At 63.0% G+C, this 21,239-nt stretch carries 15 protein-coding genes and 5 pseudogenes; 6 read left to right on the top strand and 14 right to left on the bottom strand.

What is annotated here, in order from left to right:
- Positions 1–484: 484 nt before the first annotated feature.
- Complete coding sequence (gene rpoD / locus PQR02_RS35925; protein ID WP_408242632.1) at positions 485–2,479, top strand: RNA polymerase sigma factor RpoD; 1,995 nt, start codon at positions 485–487, stop codon at positions 2,477–2,479.
- 65 nt (positions 2,480–2,544) lie between these two features.
- Here the strand turns inward: rpoD and PQR02_RS35920 are convergent, their stop codons facing one another.
- Entirely contained in the window at positions 2,545–2,931 is a 387-nt protein-coding gene (locus PQR02_RS35920; RefSeq protein WP_408242631.1) for a hypothetical protein, read from the bottom strand.
- A 285-nt stretch (positions 2,932–3,216) separates the two neighbouring features.
- On the opposite strand from PQR02_RS35920, the gene PQR02_RS35915 reads away from it, so the two are divergent.
- The gene (locus PQR02_RS35915; protein ID WP_408242630.1) at positions 3,217–3,696 is read left to right on the top strand and encodes a PRC-barrel domain-containing protein; all 480 of its coding nucleotides are present in this window, start codon (positions 3,217–3,219) and stop codon (positions 3,694–3,696) included.
- Positions 3,697–3,978: 282 nt separating this feature from the next.
- Here PQR02_RS35915 and PQR02_RS35910 read toward each other — a convergent pair.
- The 4 genes and pseudogenes from PQR02_RS35910 to PQR02_RS35895 form a co-directional block, all read right to left on the bottom strand.
- Positions 3,979–4,299 (bottom strand): annotated as a pseudogene (locus PQR02_RS35910) (PLP-dependent aminotransferase family protein); the annotation flags it as partial.
- Between the two features lie 41 nt (positions 4,300–4,340).
- The gene (locus tag PQR02_RS35905) at positions 4,341–5,513 is read right to left on the bottom strand and encodes an NAD(P)/FAD-dependent oxidoreductase (protein ID WP_408242629.1); all 1,173 of its coding nucleotides are present in this window, start codon (positions 5,511–5,513) and stop codon (positions 4,341–4,343) included.
- Positions 5,514–5,669: 156 nt separating this feature from the next.
- Positions 5,670–7,169: an L-piperidine-6-carboxylate dehydrogenase gene (amaB, locus tag PQR02_RS35900; RefSeq protein WP_408242628.1), complete on the bottom strand. Its 1,500-nt coding sequence runs from the start codon at positions 7,167–7,169 to the stop codon at positions 5,670–5,672.
- Positions 7,170–7,416: 247 nt separating this feature from the next.
- Positions 7,417–8,304, bottom strand: coding sequence for a LysR family transcriptional regulator (locus tag PQR02_RS35895; RefSeq protein WP_408242627.1), 888 nt, complete (start codon positions 8,302–8,304; stop codon positions 7,417–7,419).
- Between the two features lie 141 nt (positions 8,305–8,445).
- Between PQR02_RS35895 and PQR02_RS35890 the strand changes: the two are divergent.
- Both PQR02_RS35890 and PQR02_RS35885 read left to right on the top strand, forming a co-directional pair.
- Positions 8,446–8,792 (top strand): annotated as a pseudogene (locus PQR02_RS35890) (adenine nucleotide alpha hydrolase family protein); the annotation flags it as partial.
- A gap of 2 nt (positions 8,793–8,794) precedes the next feature.
- Positions 8,795–8,957 (top strand): annotated as a pseudogene (locus tag PQR02_RS35885) (electron transfer flavoprotein subunit alpha/FixB family protein); the annotation flags it as partial.
- Between the two features lie 101 nt (positions 8,958–9,058).
- Here the strand turns inward: PQR02_RS35885 and PQR02_RS35880 are convergent.
- The 8 genes and pseudogenes from PQR02_RS35880 to norR all read right to left on the bottom strand — a co-directional run bounded on the left by PQR02_RS35880 (position 9,059) and on the right by norR (position 18,162).
- Positions 9,059–10,444 carry an MFS transporter gene (locus PQR02_RS35880; protein ID WP_408242626.1) on the bottom strand — a complete coding sequence of 462 codons (1,386 nt, stop codon included), beginning with the start codon at positions 10,442–10,444 and terminating at the stop codon, positions 9,059–9,061.
- Positions 10,445–10,591: 147 nt separating this feature from the next.
- The gene (locus tag PQR02_RS35875) at positions 10,592–10,774 is read right to left on the bottom strand and encodes a hypothetical protein (RefSeq protein ID WP_408242625.1); all 183 of its coding nucleotides are present in this window, start codon (positions 10,772–10,774) and stop codon (positions 10,592–10,594) included.
- Positions 10,775–10,800: 26 nt separating this feature from the next.
- The gene (locus tag PQR02_RS35870; protein ID WP_408242624.1) at positions 10,801–11,610 is read right to left on the bottom strand and encodes an HpcH/HpaI aldolase/citrate lyase family protein; all 810 of its coding nucleotides are present in this window, start codon (positions 11,608–11,610) and stop codon (positions 10,801–10,803) included.
- Positions 11,607–12,995, bottom strand: coding sequence for an MmgE/PrpD family protein (locus PQR02_RS35865; RefSeq protein ID WP_408242623.1), 1,389 nt, complete (start codon positions 12,993–12,995; stop codon positions 11,607–11,609). The genes PQR02_RS35870 and PQR02_RS35865 overlap by 4 nt, the downstream gene beginning before the upstream one ends.
- Before the next feature lie 70 nt (positions 12,996–13,065).
- Complete coding sequence (locus PQR02_RS35860) at positions 13,066–14,244, bottom strand: CaiB/BaiF CoA transferase family protein (RefSeq protein WP_408242622.1); 1,179 nt, start codon at positions 14,242–14,244, stop codon at positions 13,066–13,068.
- Positions 14,245–14,264: 20 nt separating this feature from the next.
- Positions 14,265–15,428: an acyl-CoA dehydrogenase family protein gene (locus tag PQR02_RS35855; RefSeq protein WP_408242621.1), complete on the bottom strand. Its 1,164-nt coding sequence runs from the start codon at positions 15,426–15,428 to the stop codon at positions 14,265–14,267.
- Positions 15,429–15,500: 72 nt separating this feature from the next.
- Positions 15,501–16,343 (bottom strand): HTD2 family dehydratase, encoded by an 843-nt coding sequence (locus tag PQR02_RS35850; RefSeq protein ID WP_408242620.1) that lies wholly within the window; start codon positions 16,341–16,343, stop codon positions 15,501–15,503.
- Positions 16,344–16,570: 227 nt separating this feature from the next.
- Positions 16,571–18,162, bottom strand: a pseudogene (norR, locus tag PQR02_RS35845) (nitric oxide reductase transcriptional regulator NorR).
- A 114-nt stretch (positions 18,163–18,276) separates the two neighbouring features.
- Here norR and hmpA point away from each other — a divergent pair.
- Positions 18,277–19,442 (top strand): annotated as a pseudogene (gene hmpA / locus PQR02_RS35840) (NO-inducible flavohemoprotein).
- A gap of 120 nt (positions 19,443–19,562) precedes the next feature.
- Here the strand turns inward: hmpA and PQR02_RS35835 are convergent.
- Positions 19,563–20,552 (bottom strand): transporter, encoded by a 990-nt coding sequence (locus PQR02_RS35835; protein WP_408242633.1) that lies wholly within the window; start codon positions 20,550–20,552, stop codon positions 19,563–19,565.
- 355 nt (positions 20,553–20,907) lie between these two features.
- On the opposite strand from PQR02_RS35835, the gene PQR02_RS35830 reads away from it, so the two are divergent.
- A partial coding sequence (locus PQR02_RS35830) for a substrate-binding domain-containing protein (RefSeq protein WP_408242619.1) occupies positions 20,908–21,239 on the top strand: 332 nt, incomplete at its 3' end.

The raw sequence follows: 21,239 nt of genomic DNA, 5'->3' as shown, positions 1-21,239 counted from the left end.
GGAGATTATGGAGAACGGCCAGCAACCCGTCAACCCCCTTCTGTGAATTTTCTTGCGGGGCCAGCGTGAAACCACCCCGGAAGATGTGCACCCTTTATATGGAGGGGTGCACGAGAATGAAGGAACTGATCCGGTCGCGTGAGGACGAAGGAGTTCCTCTGTATAGTGACGAATGTGAAGCCAGCCAAACAGCACCTTGACGCGCCCGCGAGCCGGCCACCAGCGGGCAGCGAACGTAACTGCAACACACACGCACGATTTATTGGTGTGCCCCCATGAGCGCGAAGGCGCAAGCTCGTATATAATGCGAGCCGCGCGAATTTCGCAAATTTCTATCGGCCCGCTTCGAGCGGGCTCATCTTTTTTGCTCCCCAAGAGCACAGCCAAACAACCGCGTTGAGTCACTCAGGTGATGTTGAGCCATGCTCGAAACGCCTGACGGTAGCGTCTTGCGTCTCATAGCGAAGCCTCTAGAGGAGAATACGTGAACCCTTTCGATCGCGAAGATTCGCAACACGAAACCGCCGGCTATAGCGGCAAAGCCCCCTCCGGCCGCGCGGCCAAGGGCAAGGGCGCCAGCAAAGCGATCCCTGTTGCGGCCGAACTGCCGCCGCAACAGGCCGAAGAACGCCAGCGCCAGATGCGCGCGCTGATCCAGCTGGGTAAGGAGCAAGGCTACCTGACCCACGCGCAGATCAACGACCACCTGCCCGACAACTTCGCGCAGACAGCAGCGATCGACAGCATCGTCAGCGCGTTCGGCGACATGGGCGTGCAGGTCTACGAACAGGCCCCCGACGCGGAAACGCTGCTGCTCAACTCGAACGCCCCCGCGGTGGTGTCGGACGATCAGGCGGACGAGGAAACCGAAGTCGCATTGTCGACCGTCGACTCCGAATTTGGGCGCACGACCGACCCGGTGCGCATGTACATGCGCGAAATGGGCGCGACCGAACTGCTGACGCGCGCGGGCGAAATCGCGATTGCAAAGCGTATCGAAGACGGCCTTCACGAAATGGTGCAGGCCATTGCCGCTTGCCCGCTCGCGATCTCCGCGATTCTGGCCAGCGCCCAGCAGGTCGCCGACGGCGAACTGCGCATCGACGAACTGGTCGACGGACTGAATGAAGAAACGGTCGCGGCGGAAGAAGACGCGAGCACCGACGCGGTAGCCGATGTCGATGCGGACGCAGAAGAAGACGACGACGGCGATAGCGACGACGACGTCGGCCCGGCCGATTCGTCGGCGGCGGACGAAGCGCGCCTGAAGCAGCTCACGAGCGACTGCCTCGAAATCTTCGCGCAGGTCGGCATGCTGTCCGACCAGATGAACGCATCGCACACGCGCGGCGACGTCACGTCGAAAGCGTATCTGCGCGCCCGTGAAGAGATCCAGCAGCACCTCGCGAAGATCCGCTTCACCGCGCGCACGATCGATCGCTTGTGCGGCGACGTTCAGCACCAGGTCGCGCAAGTGCGTGCGATCGAGCGCAACATTCTGCAAATCGTCGTCTCGAAGAGCGGCATGCCGCGCGAGAAGTTCATCGAGTCGTTTGCCGGCCACGAAGCCGACCTCGGCTGGACGGAACGCGCAGGGCGCGGCAACACCACTTACGGTGCGGCGCTGGAGCGTCATCTGCCGGCGATTCAGTCCGAACAGCAGAAGCTGATTGAAATCGAAGCGACGGTTTCGCTGCCGCTGAAGCATCTCAAAGAGATCAACCGCCAGATGGTCGCGGCCGAATCGAAGATGCGCAAGGCCAAGAGCGAGATGATCGAGGCGAATCTGCGTCTCGTGATCTCGATCGCGAAGAAATACGTGAACCGCGGCATGCTGTTCCTCGACCTGATCCAGGAAGGCAATATCGGCTTGATGAAGGCCGTGGACAAGTTCGAATACCGGCGCGGCTGGAAGTTTTCGACGTACGCAACGTGGTGGGTCCGCCAGGCCGTAACGCGTTCGCTGGCCGATCAGGCGCGCACGATTCGCGTGCCGGTGCACATGATCGAAACGATCAACAAGCTCAACCGCATTTCGCGCGAGATCCTGCAGCAGACCGGCCAGGAAGCGCATCCGTCGGTGCTCGCCGAGCGCATGGAGCTGTCGGAAGAGAAGGTGCGCGGCATTCTGAAGATCGCCAAGCAGCCGGTGTCGATGGAAACGCCGGTCGGCGACGACGGCGACGCCACCCTCGGCGACATGATCGAAGATTCGGCCGCTTCGTCGCCGGCCGATGCCGCGATGCAAGCCGACTTGCGCGCCGCCATCGACGACGCACTCGACTCGCTGTCCCCGCGCGAAGCGAAGGTGCTGCGCATGCGCTATGGCATCAACACGAAGTCGGACCATACGCTCGAAGAAGTCGGCAAGCAGTTCGACGTCACGCGCGAGCGGATTCGTCAGATCGAAAGCAAGGCGATGCGTAAACTGATGCATCCGAGCCGCGCCGATCGACTGAAGTCGTTCCTCGACCGCTAAAAAGTTAGCGACAGCGCTTGCCGTGTACCATGCACGGCAAGCGCAACTGCCTCCGCAACGCCCCATCAAACAAGCAGCGACACGATCCCGCCCACGGTGATCCCCGCTGCCAGCCACCGCCCCGCCGTGTAGAACGCATTGCTCTCGTCCTGAGGATGATCGGGCCGCTCGAGACCAAGCGTGCCATATGCAAACGACTGCACTGCCGAGGCACCCGATTCCGGCGCGGTCTGTGCCGTTAAAGCGCGTTGCCCCTCTTCCTGAGCTGCATTTCCCTCCTGCGCCGCCGCTGCTGCGCCCAAGACGGAGATCTGGACCGCGGCGTCCTGCATGGATGCCGTAGCGGGCAATATGGGTTGCAGAGCGCTGGCATCGTTCGCCGCGGGCTGGCTGTTCATCGTCACGCGATCCGCCAACGACGGCACTTGCGACAACGTGTGGTCAATCTGCATGGATACCCCCGTTCGATTCGCTCAACACATGCGCTGCGCGACCGCGCCAATAGGTGCCGTACACGGCGGTTCGGCGCATCGCCGGTTACAGACCTATCGACGCGACGCAGCCAGAACTGGAGCCTCCGTAAGGCGCGGTAAGCGCAAACCGATGTTTCGCCGCGCCGCATATCGGCCGCGCAAACGCAGGCACGCGACCATCTTCACTCCACCCGCGTGGCCGCTTCACCGGCTGGGCATAGTCGTTGCGCGCTCTCCGTTTGCGATTTTTACGAGGAGCAAGTCATGACCACGCTCGATCCCCAAGAGCCGGCAGCCGTTGGCAAACAATACGCAAACATCGTTGGAATGGGTGTGGGCGACGGCCCTGGCCCAGATGTGATGGCCGCCTCCACGCTCGACGGCAACACGGTGATGTCATCCGACGGTGAACACGTCGGCAAGATCTCCGCCATCATGCTCGACGTGCGCGGCGGGCGGATCGCTTATGCCGTGTTATCCAGCGGCGGATTTCTCGGCGTGGGCGACACGCTCCACGCGATTCCGTGGAGCGCTTTGACGCCCGATACGGACGACAGATGCTTCGTACTCGACGTCCCTGCCGAGCGGATCAAAAACGCGCCCGGCTTCGACAAGGACAACTGGCCATCGATGGCGGATATGCAATGGAGCACATCCGTGTACGAGTACTACAACCGGTCGCCGTATTGGTCTGCGACGCGCGGCACTGAGAAGGACGAGGGAGGATGGGACTCCAACCTATGAGGGTTATGAAGCTCTCTCACAGCGCTCGCGTCGACCGGGCATAAACCGCGCCCAGACCGCCGGATTAAAGGGGCGCGCTTGCGGGCTGGTTGTCCACAGAATCTGTGCGAAAGCCTGTGGATAAGCCCAGCGATCGCGTGGCAACCTCTTGATGTGACGACGACTTTTTATGAATACGTCGCCGCAGGAGCAACGTCGGTCATCCGGTCGCTGCGCAAGCGAGACGCGATCGCGAACGCCGTATTTCCTTCCCTGAAATCAAGCCGCGTGAGCACCGCTCCCGATCTTCGGCAGACTTGAAAAGTGGACCACCCAATCGCGCGACTCCGGCACCTGATCACTCAACGTGAGCAGCGAAGGCAATGCCGCGCCGTCAAAGCGTAGATCGCCATAAGGATCGTCCTCGGCGATCAGAAAGCGATACCGCGCCGCCAGTTCCAGCAACGCCATGCGACGTTCGAGCGACAAGGTCGCGCCGGTCGGATTGGCGAAAGTCGGCACCGTGTACAAAAGCTCCGGCGCGGCGCGCAGCGTGCCGGCTTCGAGCAGCGCGGCGCGCGCCGCGACGTCGAGCCCATGCGGCTCGACGGGCAGCGTCACCACGCGCACTACGTATTGGGTTTTCCGCATCACCCCACGGGTGGCTACACGACGTTCTTCTCGACGATCGGCCGGTTTTCGAGCACGCGCGCGAAGCTCAGCGAGCCGAGATCGAGCGTCGTATAGCGGCCATGCAGAATCAGTTCGCTGATGCCGCGTCCCGTTGCCGGCCCCTGTTGCAAACCGTGCCCACTGAAGCCATTGGCGAAAAGACAGTTGTCCACGTCAGGGTGAGAACCGATGATCGCGTTCTGATCGAGCACGTTGTATTCGTAGTAGCCGGACCAGCAATTCTGCACGCGCAACGCTTCGAATTGCGGCACGCGATGCGCGAGCGTCGGCCAGATCACGTCGTCGAAGAGCGCGTGGTCGACTTCATCGAGTGGTAGATCGTCGGGGTCGTGATCCGCGGCCGGAGAGGTGCCGCAAAGAAACGAGTTGCCCTCGGGGCGAAAGTACACGCCGCTCGGATCGATCAGCAGCGGACACCGTTGCAGCCGCGACGGCGACGTGACGTTGAAAATGCTGCGCCGCCGCGCGTAGACAGGCAGGTCGATGCCGACCATCTGGGCGACCCTGCGGGCCCATGCGCCGGCCGCGTTTACTACCATGTCGCAAGCATAGGTCTCGCCATCAGCGGTCTGGACCTGCGTGACGCGCCGGCCGTCGCGTTGCAGCGCGGTGACATCGGCGGCGACATAGCGCGCGCCGAGGGCCTGGGCTTTCTTGCGTAGCGCCTGCACCAGACCGTAACCGTCGAACCACCCCTCACCGCTTTCGCCATACGCGCCGGCGGCGAGGTCCTCGGTATTGAGCCAGGGGAAGCGCACTTGCAGTGCGCTCGTGTCGAGCAGACTGATATCGGCGCCCAGACTTTTCTGCAATGCGTGATTCTCGCGCAGCGTGGACTCGCCGGCGGGCGTCGCGAGAAACAGATAGCCGCCTTCGTGAAGATCGATCGACGGCCGCGTGCCGTCGATTTCGAGCCGCTCGCCGATCGAGCGCAAGAACTCGATGCCGAACAGCGACATCTGAATCGACAACGGCGTGGAAAATTGCTGACGGATCGACGCCGCCGACAATGCCGACGACGAACGCGCATAGGTCGGATCGCGTTCGATCACCGTGACGCTGACTGTCGGATCGGACAGCCGCAAGAAATACGCAATCGAGCTGCCGATCACCCCACCGCCGACGATCACGACTTTGGAACTCACGTCTGACTCCACGAGTAACATGGCCGCTCTGCAACGCCGGGCGGCGCAAACGGATGGTTGAAGCGAGCACGGGTGCGCAACCACAACGGCAAAGGCAACCGCAGTGGCGCCGCGCATGAATGCGCCGCTGCCACTGCACGGATCGCGCCGGCGCGCTTAGTCGATGTTGAAGTCGATGCCCTGCGCGAGCGGCAATGCCGACGAGTAATTGACCGTGTTGGTGGCGCGGCGCATGTAGGCCTTCCACGCATCCGACCCGGACTCGCGGCCGCCGCCGGTCTCCTTCTCGCCGCCGAACGCGCCGCCGATTTCCGCGCCGCTCGGTCCAATGTTGACGTTGGCAATCCCGCAGTCGCTGCCCGAGTCGGACAGGAAGCGTTCCGCCTCGCGCAAATCGGTGGTGAACACGCACGACGACAGACCGTGAACGGCCGCGTTGTTCGCTTCGACCGCGTCGGCGAAATCCATATAGCGCAACACGTAGAGAATCGGCGCGAAAGTTTCCTTCAGCACGACGGTCGTTTGCGACGGCATTTCGACGATCGCCGGGCGCACGTAGTACCCATTCTCATAGCCCTTCACCTCGACGCGCTCGCCGCCGAACACCTTGCCGCCTTCCGCCGTGGCCTGCTGCAACGCTTCCTGCATGCGTGCATACGATTGCCTGTCGATCAGCGGCCCCATCAGGGTGCCCTGTTCGAGCGGGTTGCCGATCGGCACCTTGCTGTAGAGCTGCTTCAGACGTTCGACGGTTTTGTCATACACACTCTCGTGCACGAACAGACGCCGCAGCGACGTGCAACGCTGCCCCGCCGTGCCCACGGCCGAGAACAGGATGCCGCGCATCGCGAGTTCATGGTCGGCGGTTTGCGTGACGATGCCCGCATTGTTGCCGCCGAGTTCGAGCAGCGAGCGCCCGAAGCGCTTCGCCACTTCGACGCCGACCGTGCGGCCCATTTCCGTACTGCCCGTCGCGCTGACAATCGACGCGCGCGGATCGGCGACCAGCTTCGCGCCCACGTCGCGTCCGCCATTGATCAACGCGGTCAGGCCGGCCGGCGCGTCGCCGAATTCCTTCAGTGCGTCGCTGAGAATCTGATTGACGGCGAGCGCGGTAAGCGGCGTCTTTTCCGACGGCTTCCAGATCACCGCGTTGCCGCACACCAGCGCGAGCGCCGCGTTCCATGACCACACCGCCGCCGGAAAGTTGAACGCCGAGATCACGACACAGGTGCCCATCGGGTGCCACGTCTCCGCCATCCGGTGACCCGGACGCTCCGACGCGATCGTCAGGCCGTACAGCTGGCGCGACAGGCCGACCGCGAAATCGCAGATGTCGATCATTTCCTGCACTTCGCCCATGCCTTCCTGCAGGATCTTGCCGGTTTCCAGCGTGATGAGGCTGCCGAGCGCCTGCTTCTTGTCACGCAGACGATTGCCGAGCAGCCGCACCAGTTCGCCGCGGCGCGGCGCAGGCACGTTGCGCCAGGTGGTGTACGCCTGTTTCGCCAGAGCGAGGGCCGTGTCGACTTCCGCCACCGTGTTGACGGCCACGCGGCCGATGAGGTTGCCGGTAATGGGCGAATGAACCGCGAGATCGCCGGCTTGTGCCGCGTGGGCGATGCCGAGATCGGCGAGGATAGTGGAAGCGTCCATGAAAACCCCTTTAATTTCCGATGCGAAACAAGAGTAAGTTCGGAAACTATACACGCGGGTTTTTCTGGCCGCAAGCAGGGTTGAACGCAAGATAAATGCTGGTTGACGAACGGCCCGATGTTTCCATAAGGAAACTTGACAGACCCATCCCGGGTGCGCGCGACGGCCGAGGGCGACCGTGCCGTTGCCGGAGCAAGCCGCTCCGCGCATCCCATTCGGTTTGTTCGAACTGACTCTTGCGCCGCGTTCAAACCCCCGCCATCAACCGGTCGACCAGCACCCGCGCGAACGGCGGCAAGTCCTTCAGACTGCGCACGCAGATCTTGAGCTTGCGTTCGGCCCACGGGTCGTTCAAGCCGACGAGGGCGATCTGCATCGTCTTCCGGTGTCGCAGCGCGACCGACTCCGGCACGATGCCGATGCCCACGCCTGCTTCGATCATCCGGCACGCAGCTTCAAAGTTGCCGACCTGGATGCGCAGCTTCAGACGCGCGCCGAGCGCATCGGCGGCGCTCATGATAAACGCATGAATCGCGCTGGACGTGGGCAGGCTCACGAAGTTCGCGTCGAGCACTTGCGCGAAATCGACCGACGATTGTTTGGCGAGCGGATGATCGCATGATGTCACCAGAATCAAACGATCGTCGCGGTACGGCAGCATTTCCAGATGTTCCGCATGCACGTTGCCCGCCACGATGCCGATATCCGTCGCGCTATCCGCCACGCCTTTGACGATTTCGCCGCTCAGCACTTCACGCAGATCGATGTTGACGTCCGGATGGTCGCGCAGAAAGTGGCTCAGCACGGCAGGCATGAACTCGCTGATAGCAGTGGTGTTGGCCCAGATGCGCACGTGGCCCTTGATGCCTTCGCCGTACTCCTGCATATCGCCCGCCAGATGCTCGACGCGCTCGAGCACGAGCCGCGCATGATGCACGAACGCTTCGCCCGCGGGCGTCAGCGTCACGCCCTGGCTGGTGCGATACAGCAGTTTGAAACCCAGTTGCTCCTCGAGATTCTTGACCCGGTTGCTGGCGGCCGGCGCCGACAGATGCGAGCGCTCCGCGGCGCGCGCGAGATTCTGCGTGTCGGCGATATGGAGGAGCAAACGCAAATCCACGAAATCGAAATGCATGTTGAAAGCCAGAGATGAAATGCCAATCGGCGTCTGCAAGACAAATGCCAATCTTAACCGGGCGCGAAGCACTCGGTCGAAACAACCGAATTTCCGTGCCGGTGCTCTCTGTCAGAGTGAGGCGGTCCGCGCCTGGTGTCGATGCGAGCGTTTTATTTTTGGGCAGACGTGGAAAAGATTCTGGTGCCAGTCAAAAGAGTGGCCGATTACAACGTGAAGGTTCGGGTGTCGACCTCGCGAACGTGCAGATCTCGATGAGTCCGTTCGATGAAACCGCGGTTGAAAAGGCGGTGCGTCCAAAGGAAGCCGGCATGGCGACCGAAGTGATCGCCGTGTCAGCAGGCGTTGCGCAGGCGCAGGAAACGCTGCGTACGGCGCTCGCGATCGGTGCTGATCGTGCTGTGTTGATCGGGTCGAATGAAGAGTTGCGGCCGGTCGCGGTCGCGAAGCTGCCGAAGGCGCTCGTTGACAAGGAACAGCCGCAGTTGCACTGGTAGTCGGCGTCTCGGGCGCGATCCGGCACCTTGCCGGGATGAAGGACTCGAAGGTGAACGTCGCGATTAACAAGGACCCCGAAGTTCCGATCTTCAGTGTCGCCGATTATAAGTCTGGTCGGCGATCTGTACACGGTCGTGCCGGAACTGGCAGGCGAAAATCACCTGACGCAGGCAACCCGCGTGGCGAGTTCAAGGCCGCGCAACACACTTGCAATCGACGGCCCGAATCAACGGGCCGCGCTCACGCCCTCCTTCATTTACGCCGACTTCTCCACCAATTCGCCATGGGGCGCCCGATCGGCATCCGGCGAGATATCCTCTAGCGTCTGCTGACTTGTCTCGATCCGCAGCGCCAGAATAGCAACGCTCAGCAAAAGCAGCACGCCGCCAACCATCGCAAGCACTCCGGTCACGCCAAATTGCGTATATAGCAACAGCGCGACATAAGGCGTGGACATCGAAGCCGCGCGCCCACAAGTGCCGGCCACACCCGTTCCGCGCAGCCGATACGCGGTCGGAAACAGCTCCGGGATATAGCCGAACAAGCCCAGCGTGCACACGGTATAGATCGCCGTCACCAACGCGAAACCCACCACTGAAATCGCCGTCGGCGCACGCATCTGCACGTACACGAAGCCGAGCAGAATCGTCACGAGCGAAAACAGCACGATCCCATTGCGACGCCCCAACCGGTCGGCCACCAGGTAGCCGACCACCGCGCCGGCCGGCGCACCGAACGACATCAGCAGCACGAATCCAAGCGACTGCACGATCGTCAGCCCTTCCTTGACGAAGAATGTCGGCAGCCACGCGACGAACCCATACAGCGACATATTGATCGCCATGCAAGTCAACGCCGCCACCAGGGTGCGGCCGATCATGCCGCGCGCGAACAACGCCGAGAACGGTGCAGCCGGCACCTCGTGACTCACCACTCGCGCGACCGGCGGCAGCTTCCCGACGCGCGCCTCGACTTGCCGCTCGATCGCCGACACCGTGGCCTCTGCCTCTTCGAGCCGTCCAACCGTTTCGAGCCAGCGCGGCGATTCCGGCATCCGATGCCGCAGGAACCACACCACCAGCGCACCAATACCCGCAATCGCGAACATGTAGCGCCAGCCGAGATGCGGAATAACCCGGTAGCCGATCGCCGTCGCGCCGAGCAAACCGGAATTGATGATCAGCGCGAGCAGCGCGGTCCAGCGTCCGCGCGTGGCCGGCGGCACGAACTCGCACAAGGTGCCGGCCGCCACCACCAGTTCGGCGCCCAGCCCCACCCCCATGATGAAGCGCAGCAGGATCAGCCAGTAGATGTCGGGCGCAAAGCACGCGGCGATCGACGCAATACCGAAAATCGCCAGGTTCGCCTGATACGAATAACGCCTGCCGAAACGGTCGCCTAGATAGCCGGACAGGCCCGCGCCGATCATCATGCCCATGAAGGTCGCGGAGATGAAAAACGAGCCGAGCCGCAAATCGGTGAAGCCGCTTTTGACCATCGCCGCGAGCGCGCCGTTGGCCAGATAAATATCGAATGCGTCGAGGAAAGCGCCCGCGCCAATCAGACCGAGAATATTCCAATGGAAGCGGCTAATCGGCAAGCGGTCGAGCCGCGCGCCGGAATTGACGGTTAATGTTGCCAACTTTGTCTCCTGATAAGGTGCGCGCGGCAGGGCCGCTAACGCAATGCAGTTCTGCATGGCCGCTTTCTCGAAGACGCGGCTCGGATGCAAGCGTCCGAACGACACGGCTGGGTGCCGCCGCGCCGAGGCTTGTCAAGTCATGTCGTGTCATGTCATGCCGTATGACGACAAGAGTGCGACAGCCGCTCTGGCGAGGGAATTGGCATTATTGGAAGCCGATGTTTCGTTGCGGTTAACGGCGGCATCATCACGCGTGCGGGCGGCAAGAAAAACGGCGCAATGCATGAAAATGCATTGCGCCGTTTTGCGCATCGCCGGTTCGTCAATCAAATCACGCGCCGTGTGGACGACACTTGTCAGCCCGTTACGATCCTGCGGGCCTTCAGAATGACCGGCATATCGACCATCTTGCCGTCCACCGCCGCCGCAGCGCCGTTGCTGGCGTCCACCGCCGACAGCACGCGCCGCGCCCAGTCCCGCTCGGCGTCGCTCCATGCATACGCGCGATGCACCGCATCGATCTGCTTCGGATGAATGCACAGCTTGCCGCCGAAGCCAAAGCGCCGGCCGCGCCGCGCGTCGGCTTCGATTACGTGGGTATCGGTAATGGTGGTGGACACGCCATCCACTGGCGCGCCGATGCCCGCGAGTCGCGACGCCAGCACGATCTGCGAGCGGAACAGATGCAGTTCCTCGCCATCGCCGTCGATGCCGAGATCGATTTGAAAATCCAGCGTGCCGAACACGATGCGCTGCACGCGCGGCGCCGCGCACAACACCGCGAGATTCGCAAAACCGTGCGCGGTCTCGACGATCGGCAACACGCTCAACTCGGGATGCGCGCACGCCAGCACGACCTCGATCTGCTCGCGCGTCTCGGCCTTCGGCAATACGATTCCAGCGACACCAGGCTGCGCGGACAACGCGGCAATGTCGTCGGCAAACCACGGCGTATCCGAGCCGTTGACGCGTACCCATGCCGCCCGTGATGCATGCCCAGATACAGCGGCCAGCACAGCCGCGCGCGCTACGGGTTTTTCATCGGGCTGCACGGCGTCTTCGAGATCGAGAATCACCGCGTCCGCGCCGGCTGCGAGCGCTTTCTCGAAACGCTCGGGCCGGTTGCCCGGCACGAACAGGTACGAGCGAGGCAGCGTGGTGCTCATGCGGGGACCGCCGCGTGCGAGCTTGCCTCGAATACCGAGCCGATTTGCTCGTGCTCCGCGATATGCCATGCGTTGCCGAGCAAACGCGCGGCCTCGCCTTCGGTGGCCGCGCCTGAAAATGCCGCCAGCCGATGCAGCTTGGTCGCGATCTCATCGCGCGACAGCGTATTACCCGGGTCGCCCTTCGGTTCGTCGACGCGGCCGTGCAACACGCGGCCGTCGGTGGTCGTCACCGTCACCTTGCCGATCCAGCGCGCGGGGTACGCGGCATCGACCTCGGCGTCGTAGGCCATCGTCACGTTGTCGCGGAAAGCGGCGATCGCATCCGCGTCGAAGCCCTGCTGGAATTCGATCACGCCCGCACAGCCGTGATGTGCGACGAGCGCGAGCACCGTGCCCATGTTGAACTTCGCCTGGTGCACAGTGCGCGGCGTGACGACTGCACCGAGCACGTCGAGCGCGCCTTGATGAACGTGCGCAACGACCTTCGCTATATCGCGCGGCGCGAGACGGTGCTCCTGCACCACCGCAAGCAACGCGTCGGCGGCGGGATGCGTATGCCGGCACGCCGCGTGATATTTGAACGATGTCTCCGCCGTCGCCCAACGGCTGCCCAGCCGGTCGACGAGGCGCGCCGGATCGGCGTCGCTCGACATGCCCGCCGCCATGCCTTGCGCGCCTTCGAGAATGCGGGTCGCGCCCCTGAAGCCCTCGGCGGCGAGTTGCGCTGCCATCAGTCCGTTCGCGGCGGCCATCGCCGTGTGCAATTGCTTCGAGTCGGCGGCGTCGCGCAGGAACTCCCACAAGCCACTCGCCTGCGTGCCCGCGGAGCCGAACGCGTCGAGCATCTGCATGGGCGACAAACCGAGCAGTTTGCCAGCGGTAGCAGCCGCCGCGACCGTGCCTACCGTGCCGGTGGTGTGAAACACCTTGTAGTGCGAGCGGCCGAGAAATTCGCCGATGCGAATGCCGACTTCGTAACCCGCGACCGCCGCCACGATGAAGTCGCGCCCCGATGCACGCCGGGCCTGTGCCAATGCAAGCGCCACCGGAAACACCACGGTCGCCGGATGAAACACCGAGCCGTTGTGCACGTCGTCCTGCTCGGCGAAGTGCGACGCCGCGCCGTTGACCATCGCCGCGAAATAGGGTGTGGTGCGGCTGCGGTCGATCAACACTTCGCACGGGCCGTGCTGCGCCGCGCCACTCGCCTGACGCGCGAAGCGCGCGATCGTTTCGACCGGCCGCGCACCCTTGCCGGCCAATGCCGAGCCGAGCCAATCGACGTACAGGTTCACCGTACGCTCGACCACCGCGTGCGGGATGCTGTCGAAGTCGAGTTGCGCGGCGAAGGTGGCGAGCGTGAGACTGGGATGATCGTTCATGAGGAGTTCGCGTCGGGTTCGTTTGGATTACCGACGTGGCATCGTACGCACGCCGGCACGGAGGGGTGGTTCAGATCGTGCCGGCCGCACGCAGCGCGTCGATGCGCGCGCTGTCGTAGCCGAGTTCGCGCAGGATCGCTTCGGTATGTTCACCTAGCGCGGGGACCGGATCCATGCGTGGCGCGAAGTCGGTGGGCAGACCCGGGGGCAGCAGCGCGGGCACCGCGCCCGCCGCCGTGCCGACTTCCTGCCAACGCTCGCGCGCTCTTAGTTGCGGATGCGCCCACACGTCGTCGAGCGTGTTCATCTGCGCGTTGGCGATGCCGGCATCGTCGAGCCGCTCGATGACCTGCGCGGCACTCAGCTTCGCAAAGGCCGCGACGATCACTTCGCGCAACGCTTGCCGCGCGGACGTGCGTTTCCAGTTCGACGCGAAGCGCTCGTCGATGGCGAGCTCCGGCTGTTCGAGCACGCGCTCGCAGAAGAGCTTCCACTCGCGTTCGTTTTGCAGACCGAGCATCACAGTCTTGCCGTCGGCGGCGGGGAACGGCCCGTACGGGTAGATCGTGGCGTGCGCCGCGCCCGACAGCGCGGGCGGCGACTGACCGTCGATCGCATAGTAGAGCGGGTATCCCATCCACTCGACCATGCTCTCCAGCATCGATACGTCGATGCGGCAGCCGCGCCCGGTCCGGTCGCGCAACAGCAGCGCGCTCAGAATATTCGAATACGCGTACATGCCGGCGGCGATATCCGCGATCGAGCAGCCGGCCTTGGCGGGCGCGCCCGGCGAACCGGTGATCGACAGGAAACCGGATTCGCTCTGGATCAGCAGGTCGTAGGCTTTCTTGTCGCGATAGGGACCGTCGGCGCCATAGCCGGAGATATCGCAGACGATCAGCCTCGGGTACTTCTTGCTCAACGCGTCGTAGCCGAGACCGAGCCGCTCCGCCGCGCCGGGGGCGAGATTCTGCACCAGCACGTCGGCGTCGGCGACCAGTGCGTCGAGAATCTGCGCCGCCGCGGGCTGCTTCAGATCGAGCGCGAGACTTTCCTTCGAGCGATTGGTCCAGACGAAATGCGACGACAGTCCATGCACGCGTTCGTCGTAACCGCGCGCGAAATCGCCGACGCCAGGGCGTTCGATCTTGATGACCCGCGCGCCGAGATCGGCGAGCTGACGCGTGCAGAACGGCGCGGCAATCGCATGTTCGAGCGTGACGACCTTGATACCGTCGAGTGGCCTCATGTGTGTGTCAGCCTGAAAGGTCAGAACGAACGCGGCAGTCCGAGAATATGCTCGGCCACGTACGAGAGAATCAGATTGGTCGAAATCGGCGCGACCTGGTACAAACGCGTTTCGCGGAACTTGCGCTCCACGTCGTACTCGCATGCAAAGCCGAAGCCGCCGTGAAATTGCAGACAGGCGTTGGCGGCTTCCCACGATGCGTCCGCCGCAAGCAGCTTCGCCATGTTCGCCTGCGCGCCGCACGGTTGATGCGCATCGAAACGGCGCGCCGCTTCGATGCGCATCAGGCTGGCCGCTTCCACATTGATGAACGAACGCGCGATCGGGAACTGCACGCCCTGGTTCTGTCCGATCGGACGGCCGAACACGACGCGCTCTTTCGCGTACTCCGTCACCTTGTCGACGAACCAGTAGCCGTCGCCGATACACTCCGCCGCGATCAGCGTGCGCTCCGCGTTCAAACCGTCGAGGATGTATCTGAAGCCCTGCCCTTCCTCGCCGATCAGATTCTCGGCGGGGATTTCGAGGTTGTCGAAGAACAGTTCGTTGGTCTCATGATTGACCATGTTCAGGATCGGCTGCACGGTCAGACCGTGCCCGATCACTTCGCGCAAGTCGACGATAAAGATCGACATGCCTTCCGATTTTTTCTTCACGTCGGCGAGCGGCGTGGTGCGCGCGAGCAGGATCATCAGGTCCGAGTGCTGCACGCGCGAGATCCACACCTTCTGGCCGTTGATCACATAACGGTCGCCGCGTCGCTCCGCGGTGGTCTTGATCTTCGTGGTGTCCGTGCCGGTGGTCGGCTCGGTCACGCCCATCGACTGCAAACGCAAATCACCGTTCGCGATCTTCGGCAGATACCTGCGCTTCTGCTCTTCGGAGCCGTGGCGCAGCAGCGTGCCCATGTTGTACATCTGCCCGTGGCACGCGCCCGAATTGCCGCCGGCGCGATTGATCTCTTCCATGATCACCGACGCTTCCGTGAGCCCCAGACCCGAGCCGCCGAAGTCTTGCGGAATCAGCGCGGCCAGCCAGCCTGCCTTGGTGAGCGCATCGACAAACGCTTCCGGGTAACCGCGTGCTTCGTCGATCTTGCGGAAGTACTCGCCGGAAAACTGCTGGCACAGATCGCGCACTGCTTCGCGAATGTCCTGGAAAGAATCCTGTTGCGTGGTTTGCATAGTCGAATCTTTTGGAGTTCAGGTGACGCTCAATGACGCTCGGGTGGCACTCGTCGACGGCTCGGTTGACGTTCAGGCCAGCGCGGCCGTCGCGCGCATGGTCAGATAGCCTTCGCGGTCTTTGGCCCACAGGTCGATGGTCTTGCCTTCGGCGGAAGGCTTTCCGCACACTGTAAAAGGCTGGCCCGCGAAAGTGGGCCGCAGCGCTCTGAACGCGAAGCTCTGCAGCGTCGCGTCGGGCTGCTCGCGGCGCACCAGGTCGACCAGCAGCGTCGCGATCAAGGGACCGTGGACGACCAGGCCGGGATAGCCTTCGACCTGCGTGACGTACGGGTAATCGTAGTGAATGCGATGGCCGTTGAAGGTCAGCGCAGAATAGCGGAACAGCATCACGGCGTCGGCGTCGACGGTGCGGCGCCACGTTTCGCCTTCGGGCGCGCGCTGCGGCTGCTGCGGCCGCGCGCCTTCCTGCGGCGCGTCGCGATAGACGATGTCGTGCTCTTCTTCGAGCTTCAGTTCGCCGTCCGCCTCTATCGTATGCTGCACCGTGACGAACACGAGACGGCCCGAACGGCCGGTCTTGTCCTCGATATTGGCGATGGTCGACGTGCGCGTGGCGTGCTCGCCCACTTTGAGCGGCGCATGAAAGGTCAGCCGGCCTCCGGCCCACATGCGGCGCGGCAACGGCACCGGCGGCAGGAAACCGCCGCGCTTCGGATGACCGTCGGCGCCGACCTCGGCCATCGGCGCCACTGGCAGAAAGTACAGCCAGTGCCAAAGGGGCGGCACCGTATCGCCGCTTTCCTCGCGATCGAGCGTGGCGGCCAGCGCCGTCAGCGGAAAGGCGGTGATATCGTCTTTGGCCACCGCCTCCTTGTTGAGCCAGTCGTCGAGTTTCTCTGCTGAGGAGGACATAGGAGAAGGCTCCAGATACACACGTTGAGCTTTGTAAGGCCCTACTATGAACGACGCGTTGCGTTGCGCGAAGTTTGCATTTTTGAATCAGGCCTTTGGTTTTGATTAAGGCGCGCGGCGTGGGCGGCGAACGTGGCCTTGGCGGTGCGCCCGGCCCGTCAGCCCTCGCCGCGCATCTGCGCGGACGCTTCGTCCTCGATCCGCTGGCAGATTTCGATCGCGGTCTGCTACTTGAGGCCAAGCCGTTTAGCGAGACGATTCAGGTTGGCGCGATCGAGACCGAGTTCGCGCGCAACCGCCGCCCAGTTCTGCTTGTGGCGTGCGAGCGCGTCGAGGACGATGCTTCGCTCGAACTCCGTCACCGCACTGCGAAAATCCTTCGATCCGTTCCCCGTGCGCCGGTGCGGACGGCTGGCTGATTTCTTCGTGCGGCACCTCCGACAACGCAAAGTCCGCGGCGCTTAACGTCAGAATGCGACGACGCTCACGATTGGCCGCCAGCGCCTTGAGCGCACTGCGCCCAATCAGATGTTCGAGCTCGCGCACGTTGCCCGGCCATGGTAGCGCAACAACGCGGCCTGCTCGTCCGCCGCAAGACGCAGGCTCAGCAGCCCAAGCCGCGAGCGATTCTCTTCGAGAAAGAAGCCCGCCAGCAGCAGCACGTCGCGGCCTCGCTCGCGCAATGGCGGCACACGCAGCGGGTAGACGCTGAGACGATGGTAGAAGTCCGCGCGGAACCGGCCCGCTCGCACTTCCTCGGCGAGGTCACGATGGGTGGCGGTGATCAGTCGCACGTCGACCTTATGTTCGTGGTCCGAACCAATTCCCTGCACCTGGCCGTTCTGAAGAACCCGCGACAGTTTTGCCTGCACGGCGAGCGGCAACTCCCCGACTGCCTCGAGGAAAATCGTGCCGCCGTCCGCCAGTTCGAATTTGCCGCGCCGGTCCGACGACGCACCTGAGAACGCGCCGCGCCCATGCCCGAAGAGTTCGCTCCCGACCACCGTGTCCGGCAGCGCCGCACAATTCAGACTCACCAGCGGCTTGTTCGCGCGTGGCGACAGCGCATGAATCGGATTCGCCACCATCTCCTTGCCGACGCCGGTCTCGCCGGTGATCAGCACGGTCAGGTCACTCGCGGCGACCACCTCGATTTCCTTGAGCATGCGGTGATGAGCGTCGCTGCTGCCGATCAGCTCGCGCCGGCTCTGGCTGCTCGCCTGCCGATAAGCTTCGGCGCGCAGGCGCGCCTCTTCGCCGCTGCGCGCCAGCGTGTCGATGCGCTCGACCACGCTCACGGTCGCGGCGGCAAGGCCGACGAACGCCCGCAACGACGCCATGTCGATGCGTCGAAGCGTGCGGGGTCGAGTGCGTCGAGCGTGAGCGGTCCCCTGGGCTGGCCGCGAATGAACAGGGGACAACCGAGGCAGTCGTGGACTTCGAGGTGCCCCGCCATGCCTTGGACGAGGCCGTCGTAGGGGTCGGGCAAATCGGAATCGGCCGCGAAGCGGGTCGGCTCGGGCCGTGACAGAAGCTGCTCGAAGCGCGGGTGATCGCCGACCCGAAAGCGCCGCCCCAGCGTATCGCTGCTCAAGCCGTCGATTGCCAGCGGCACCAGCGTATCCCCTTCGAGGCGCAACAAAGCGGCCGCGTCGCCCGGAAACAACGTGAGCAGACTGCGAAGCAGGCGACGATAGCGTTCCCGATCGGATAGGTCGCGCGACAGGTCGAGGATCAGCGGCGTCAGGACGTCGAGTACCGCATCCGCAGTCGGATTGACTCCATTGGTAGTCTTTCTGACTGAAGTCGAATGGACCATTTGCACATCCATATCATTGATTCCACTGCAATTTATACCTGGCACGAATCATGGATGCAATGTGTCGACTTGCGCAAGTCAGCTCTACAACCACTGATCATCAGGAACCTCATTATGCTTTCCTCCGAACACCGCGCCATCGTCAACGCAACCGTCCCCCTGCTCGAAAGCGGAGGCGAAGCGTTGACCACGCACTTTTACAACCTGCTCCTGAGCGAACACCCGGAAGTGCGCCCGATGTTCAATCAGGCTAATCAGGCAAGCGGCGAGCAGCCGCGTGCGTTGGCCAACGGCGTGCTGATGTACGCGCGCCATATCGATCAAAGCGAACAATTGGGTGGTCTGGTCGCGCAGATCATCAACAAGCACGTCTCGCTGAATTTCCTGCCGGAGCACTATCCGATCGTCGGACAGTGCTTGCTGCGCGCCATCCGCGAAGTGCTCGGCGCGCGAATCGCCACCGATGCCGTGCTCGAGGCATGGGCCGCCGCCTATCAACAACTCGCCGACCTGCTGATCGGGCTCGAAGAACAGATCTACGCGCAGCGCGAAGCGGCGCCGGGTGGATGGCGCGGCACGCGTGTGTTCCGCGTCGCGCGCAAGGAGCGCGAGAGCGATGAAATCACGTCGTTCTATTTGCGCCCCGACGACAATGGCGAGTTGCTCGCGTTTCATCCCGGCCAATACATCGGCGTGAGTCTGACGATCGACGGCGAACAAGTGCGTCGCAGCTATTCGCTATCGGCAATGGCGAACGGCCGTGAATACTGTATCAGCGTGAAGCGCGAGCCGAATGGCGGTCGAACTATCTGCACACGCGGGTCAGCGAAAACGATACGGTGGACCTGTTCGCGCCGGCCGGCGATTTCAAGCTCGCACAGAGCGACAAGCCGCTCGTGCTCATCAGCGGCGGCGTGGGCATCACGCATGCTGCAAGCAGCCCTGACTATCGATCGTCCGGTGCACTTCGTTCATTCGGCTCGTCATGGTGGCGTGCACGCGTTCCGCGATGCGATCGAAGCATTGGCGCCGCGTTATCCGCAATTGAAGCGCTTCTATTGCTACGACAAAAACGTGCCGGCGGTGCCGACGCGCACGGCACCGGCTATCTCGACGAGAGGCACCTCGCCAAATGGCTGCCGGAATCGCGTGATGTCGACGTTTATTTCCTCGGGCCCGTCGCTTTCATGAAAGCGGTGAAGAAGCATCTCAAGGCGACTGGCGTGCCGGAGTCGCAAAGCCGCTATGAGTTCTTTGGACCGGCTCACGCGCTGGAATAAGGCGGTTGACACGCCACTGCTTCGCAGGGAAGTAGTGGCGATAAGCGCGCGTGTTGCCGAACGGCCTCGAGCTCTGCCACTGCACCGGGGATCGCGCGCTTCGCGCGATCCTCGCCTTCACTACCGCTCCTTGCGCCGGCGAAACGCCCACCATCCGGCCAGTCCCGTGAAGCCGGCTACCAGCAATACCATCACCCAGAAGCCGTGCCGATTTTCGGCGAACGGTATACCTCCGACGTTCATGCCAAAGAAGCCCGCGCCGATATTGATCGGCATGGCCAGAACCGTGACCAGCGTCAGCGTGAACAGCGTACGGTTGTTCTGCTCCTCGAGGCGTGAAATGATTTCCTCCTGCAGCAGCCTGATCCGCTCGATCAAACCAGCCATATCGGAGAGGACGACCGAGAACTCTTCCGTCGATTCACGCAGATCCCGTACATCTTCCTGCTGGAGCCAGCGCGGCGGCCGTGCCAGCAAACGGAAAATCGCGCCGGGCTCGGGTGCGAGCATGCGTTGCAAGCGGGTCAGCGTCCGACGCATGGCGCCCAGGTCCAGCCGGTTCTGCGTCGGCCGTTGCGAAAGAAACCGGTCGTCGATGCGATCGACGTCGGCACTGGTACGCCGGACGATCTGCCCCAGCAAGTCGGCCTGGTCGTGCATCAGGTGGACCAGCAATTCCGCGGGCGACCTGAATATTTCCCCTTCGCGGACCGACGCGCGCAACCGGTCGACAGAACGCAGCGGCTTGAGACGCGCATTGACGATGTTCCGCTGATTCGCGTAGATCCACAGCGTCGCAATTTCGGACGGGATGAACTCGGGGTTGAACATCACGTCGTTCACGACTGCGCGTAGCGCGCCGTCCGCATGCTCGATGCGCGTCGCATGCGAGCCTTCGCGGAGTGCGTCGAAAAACGTTTCCGGCAGATTGAGTTGCGATCTAAGCCAGCGTTCGCTCGCGCTATGCGCTAGATTGAAATGAAGCCAGAGAAATTCGCCGGCCTGCTTCGACTCGCCGTTCGCTTGGTGCTCATGAAGCCATTCGACGATCTCTTCCGCATCGACAGGCCGCCCCGCGCGGGTCGAGGAAAAGACGAAGCCGCATACCATGCCAGACGAATCGGCGCCGTAGGTTTGCAATAGCGGATCGGATTCATACTCAATTCAGCGTTTGCTTCCGGTGCCGGATCGTGGTCGTTAGCAATTTACCTAGCGAAGATGGAATCCTGACGACAGCCACCGCGGCTCCGGGCTTCGGAGACGCACAGACCGGATTGGAATGAAATGCCTGAGCATATCGCGGCCAATCAAAAGCAGGGTAACCCACTAGTATTTCCTGCGGCGGCTTATCGGAGCCTTAAGTTCGGACTGCCGGTTCGTTAAAGTTGGACAGTCACAAGAGCGTCACATGGCGGCCTTAAGTTGCAGCGCATGGAGGCCAATTAAATACAGTAGGAGTCTGACTATGAAGCTCACCCAATTCGCGCTGGCTCTTAGCGCGCTATGTGTGACCGCCGCCCAGGCCGCCGATATCACCGGCGCGGGCAGCACGTTCGCAGCACCGATCTACACGAAATGGGCCGACGCCTATCAGAAGTCCGGCGGCGGCAAGGTGAACTACCAGGGTATCGGTTCGTCGGGTGGCGTGAAGCAGATCATCGCGAAGACCGTCGATTTCGCGGGCTCCGATGCTCCGCTGAAGGACGACGAACTCGCCAAGAACGGCCTGTTCCAGTTCCCGACAGTGGTCGGCGGCGTGGTGCCGGTCGTCAACGTGCCGGGCGTGAAGCCGGCTGG

The organism is Paraburkholderia sediminicola (assembly GCF_046026895.1).
Taxonomy (GTDB): domain Bacteria; phylum Pseudomonadota; class Gammaproteobacteria; order Burkholderiales; family Burkholderiaceae; genus Paraburkholderia; species Paraburkholderia sediminicola_C.
The sequence above is the reverse complement of the archived record's forward strand: the minus strand, read 5'-3'. Positions and strand labels throughout refer to the sequence as shown.

Excerpts from the sequence above, each read along its gene's own strand:
- PQR02_RS35920 (WP_408242631.1), bottom strand. The coding sequence starts at position 2,931 with ATGCAGATTGACCACACGTTGTCGCAAGTGCCGTCGTTGGCGGATCGC.
- PQR02_RS35915 (WP_408242630.1), top strand. The coding sequence starts at position 3,217 with ATGACCACGCTCGATCCCCAAGAGCCGGCAGCCGTTGGCAAACAATAC.
- amaB (WP_408242628.1), bottom strand. The coding sequence starts at position 7,169 with ATGGACGCTTCCACTATCCTCGCCGATCTCGGCATCGCCCACGCGGCA.
- PQR02_RS35895 (WP_408242627.1), bottom strand. The coding sequence starts at position 8,304 with ATGCATTTCGATTTCGTGGATTTGCGTTTGCTCCTCCATATCGCCGAC.
- PQR02_RS35870 (WP_408242624.1), bottom strand. The coding sequence starts at position 11,610 with ATGAGCACCACGCTGCCTCGCTCGTACCTGTTCGTGCCGGGCAACCGG.
- PQR02_RS35865 (WP_408242623.1), bottom strand. The coding sequence starts at position 12,995 with ATGAACGATCATCCCAGTCTCACGCTCGCCACCTTCGCCGCGCAACTC.
- PQR02_RS35860 (WP_408242622.1), bottom strand. The coding sequence starts at position 14,244 with ATGAGGCCACTCGACGGTATCAAGGTCGTCACGCTCGAACATGCGATT.
- PQR02_RS35855 (WP_408242621.1), bottom strand. The coding sequence starts at position 15,428 with ATGCAAACCACGCAACAGGATTCTTTCCAGGACATTCGCGAAGCAGTG.
- PQR02_RS35850 (WP_408242620.1), bottom strand. The coding sequence starts at position 16,343 with ATGTCCTCCTCAGCAGAGAAACTCGACGACTGGCTCAACAAGGAGGCG.
- PQR02_RS35835 (WP_408242633.1), bottom strand. The coding sequence starts at position 20,552 with ATGGTATGCGGCTTCGTCTTTTCCTCGACCCGCGCGGGGCGGCCTGTC.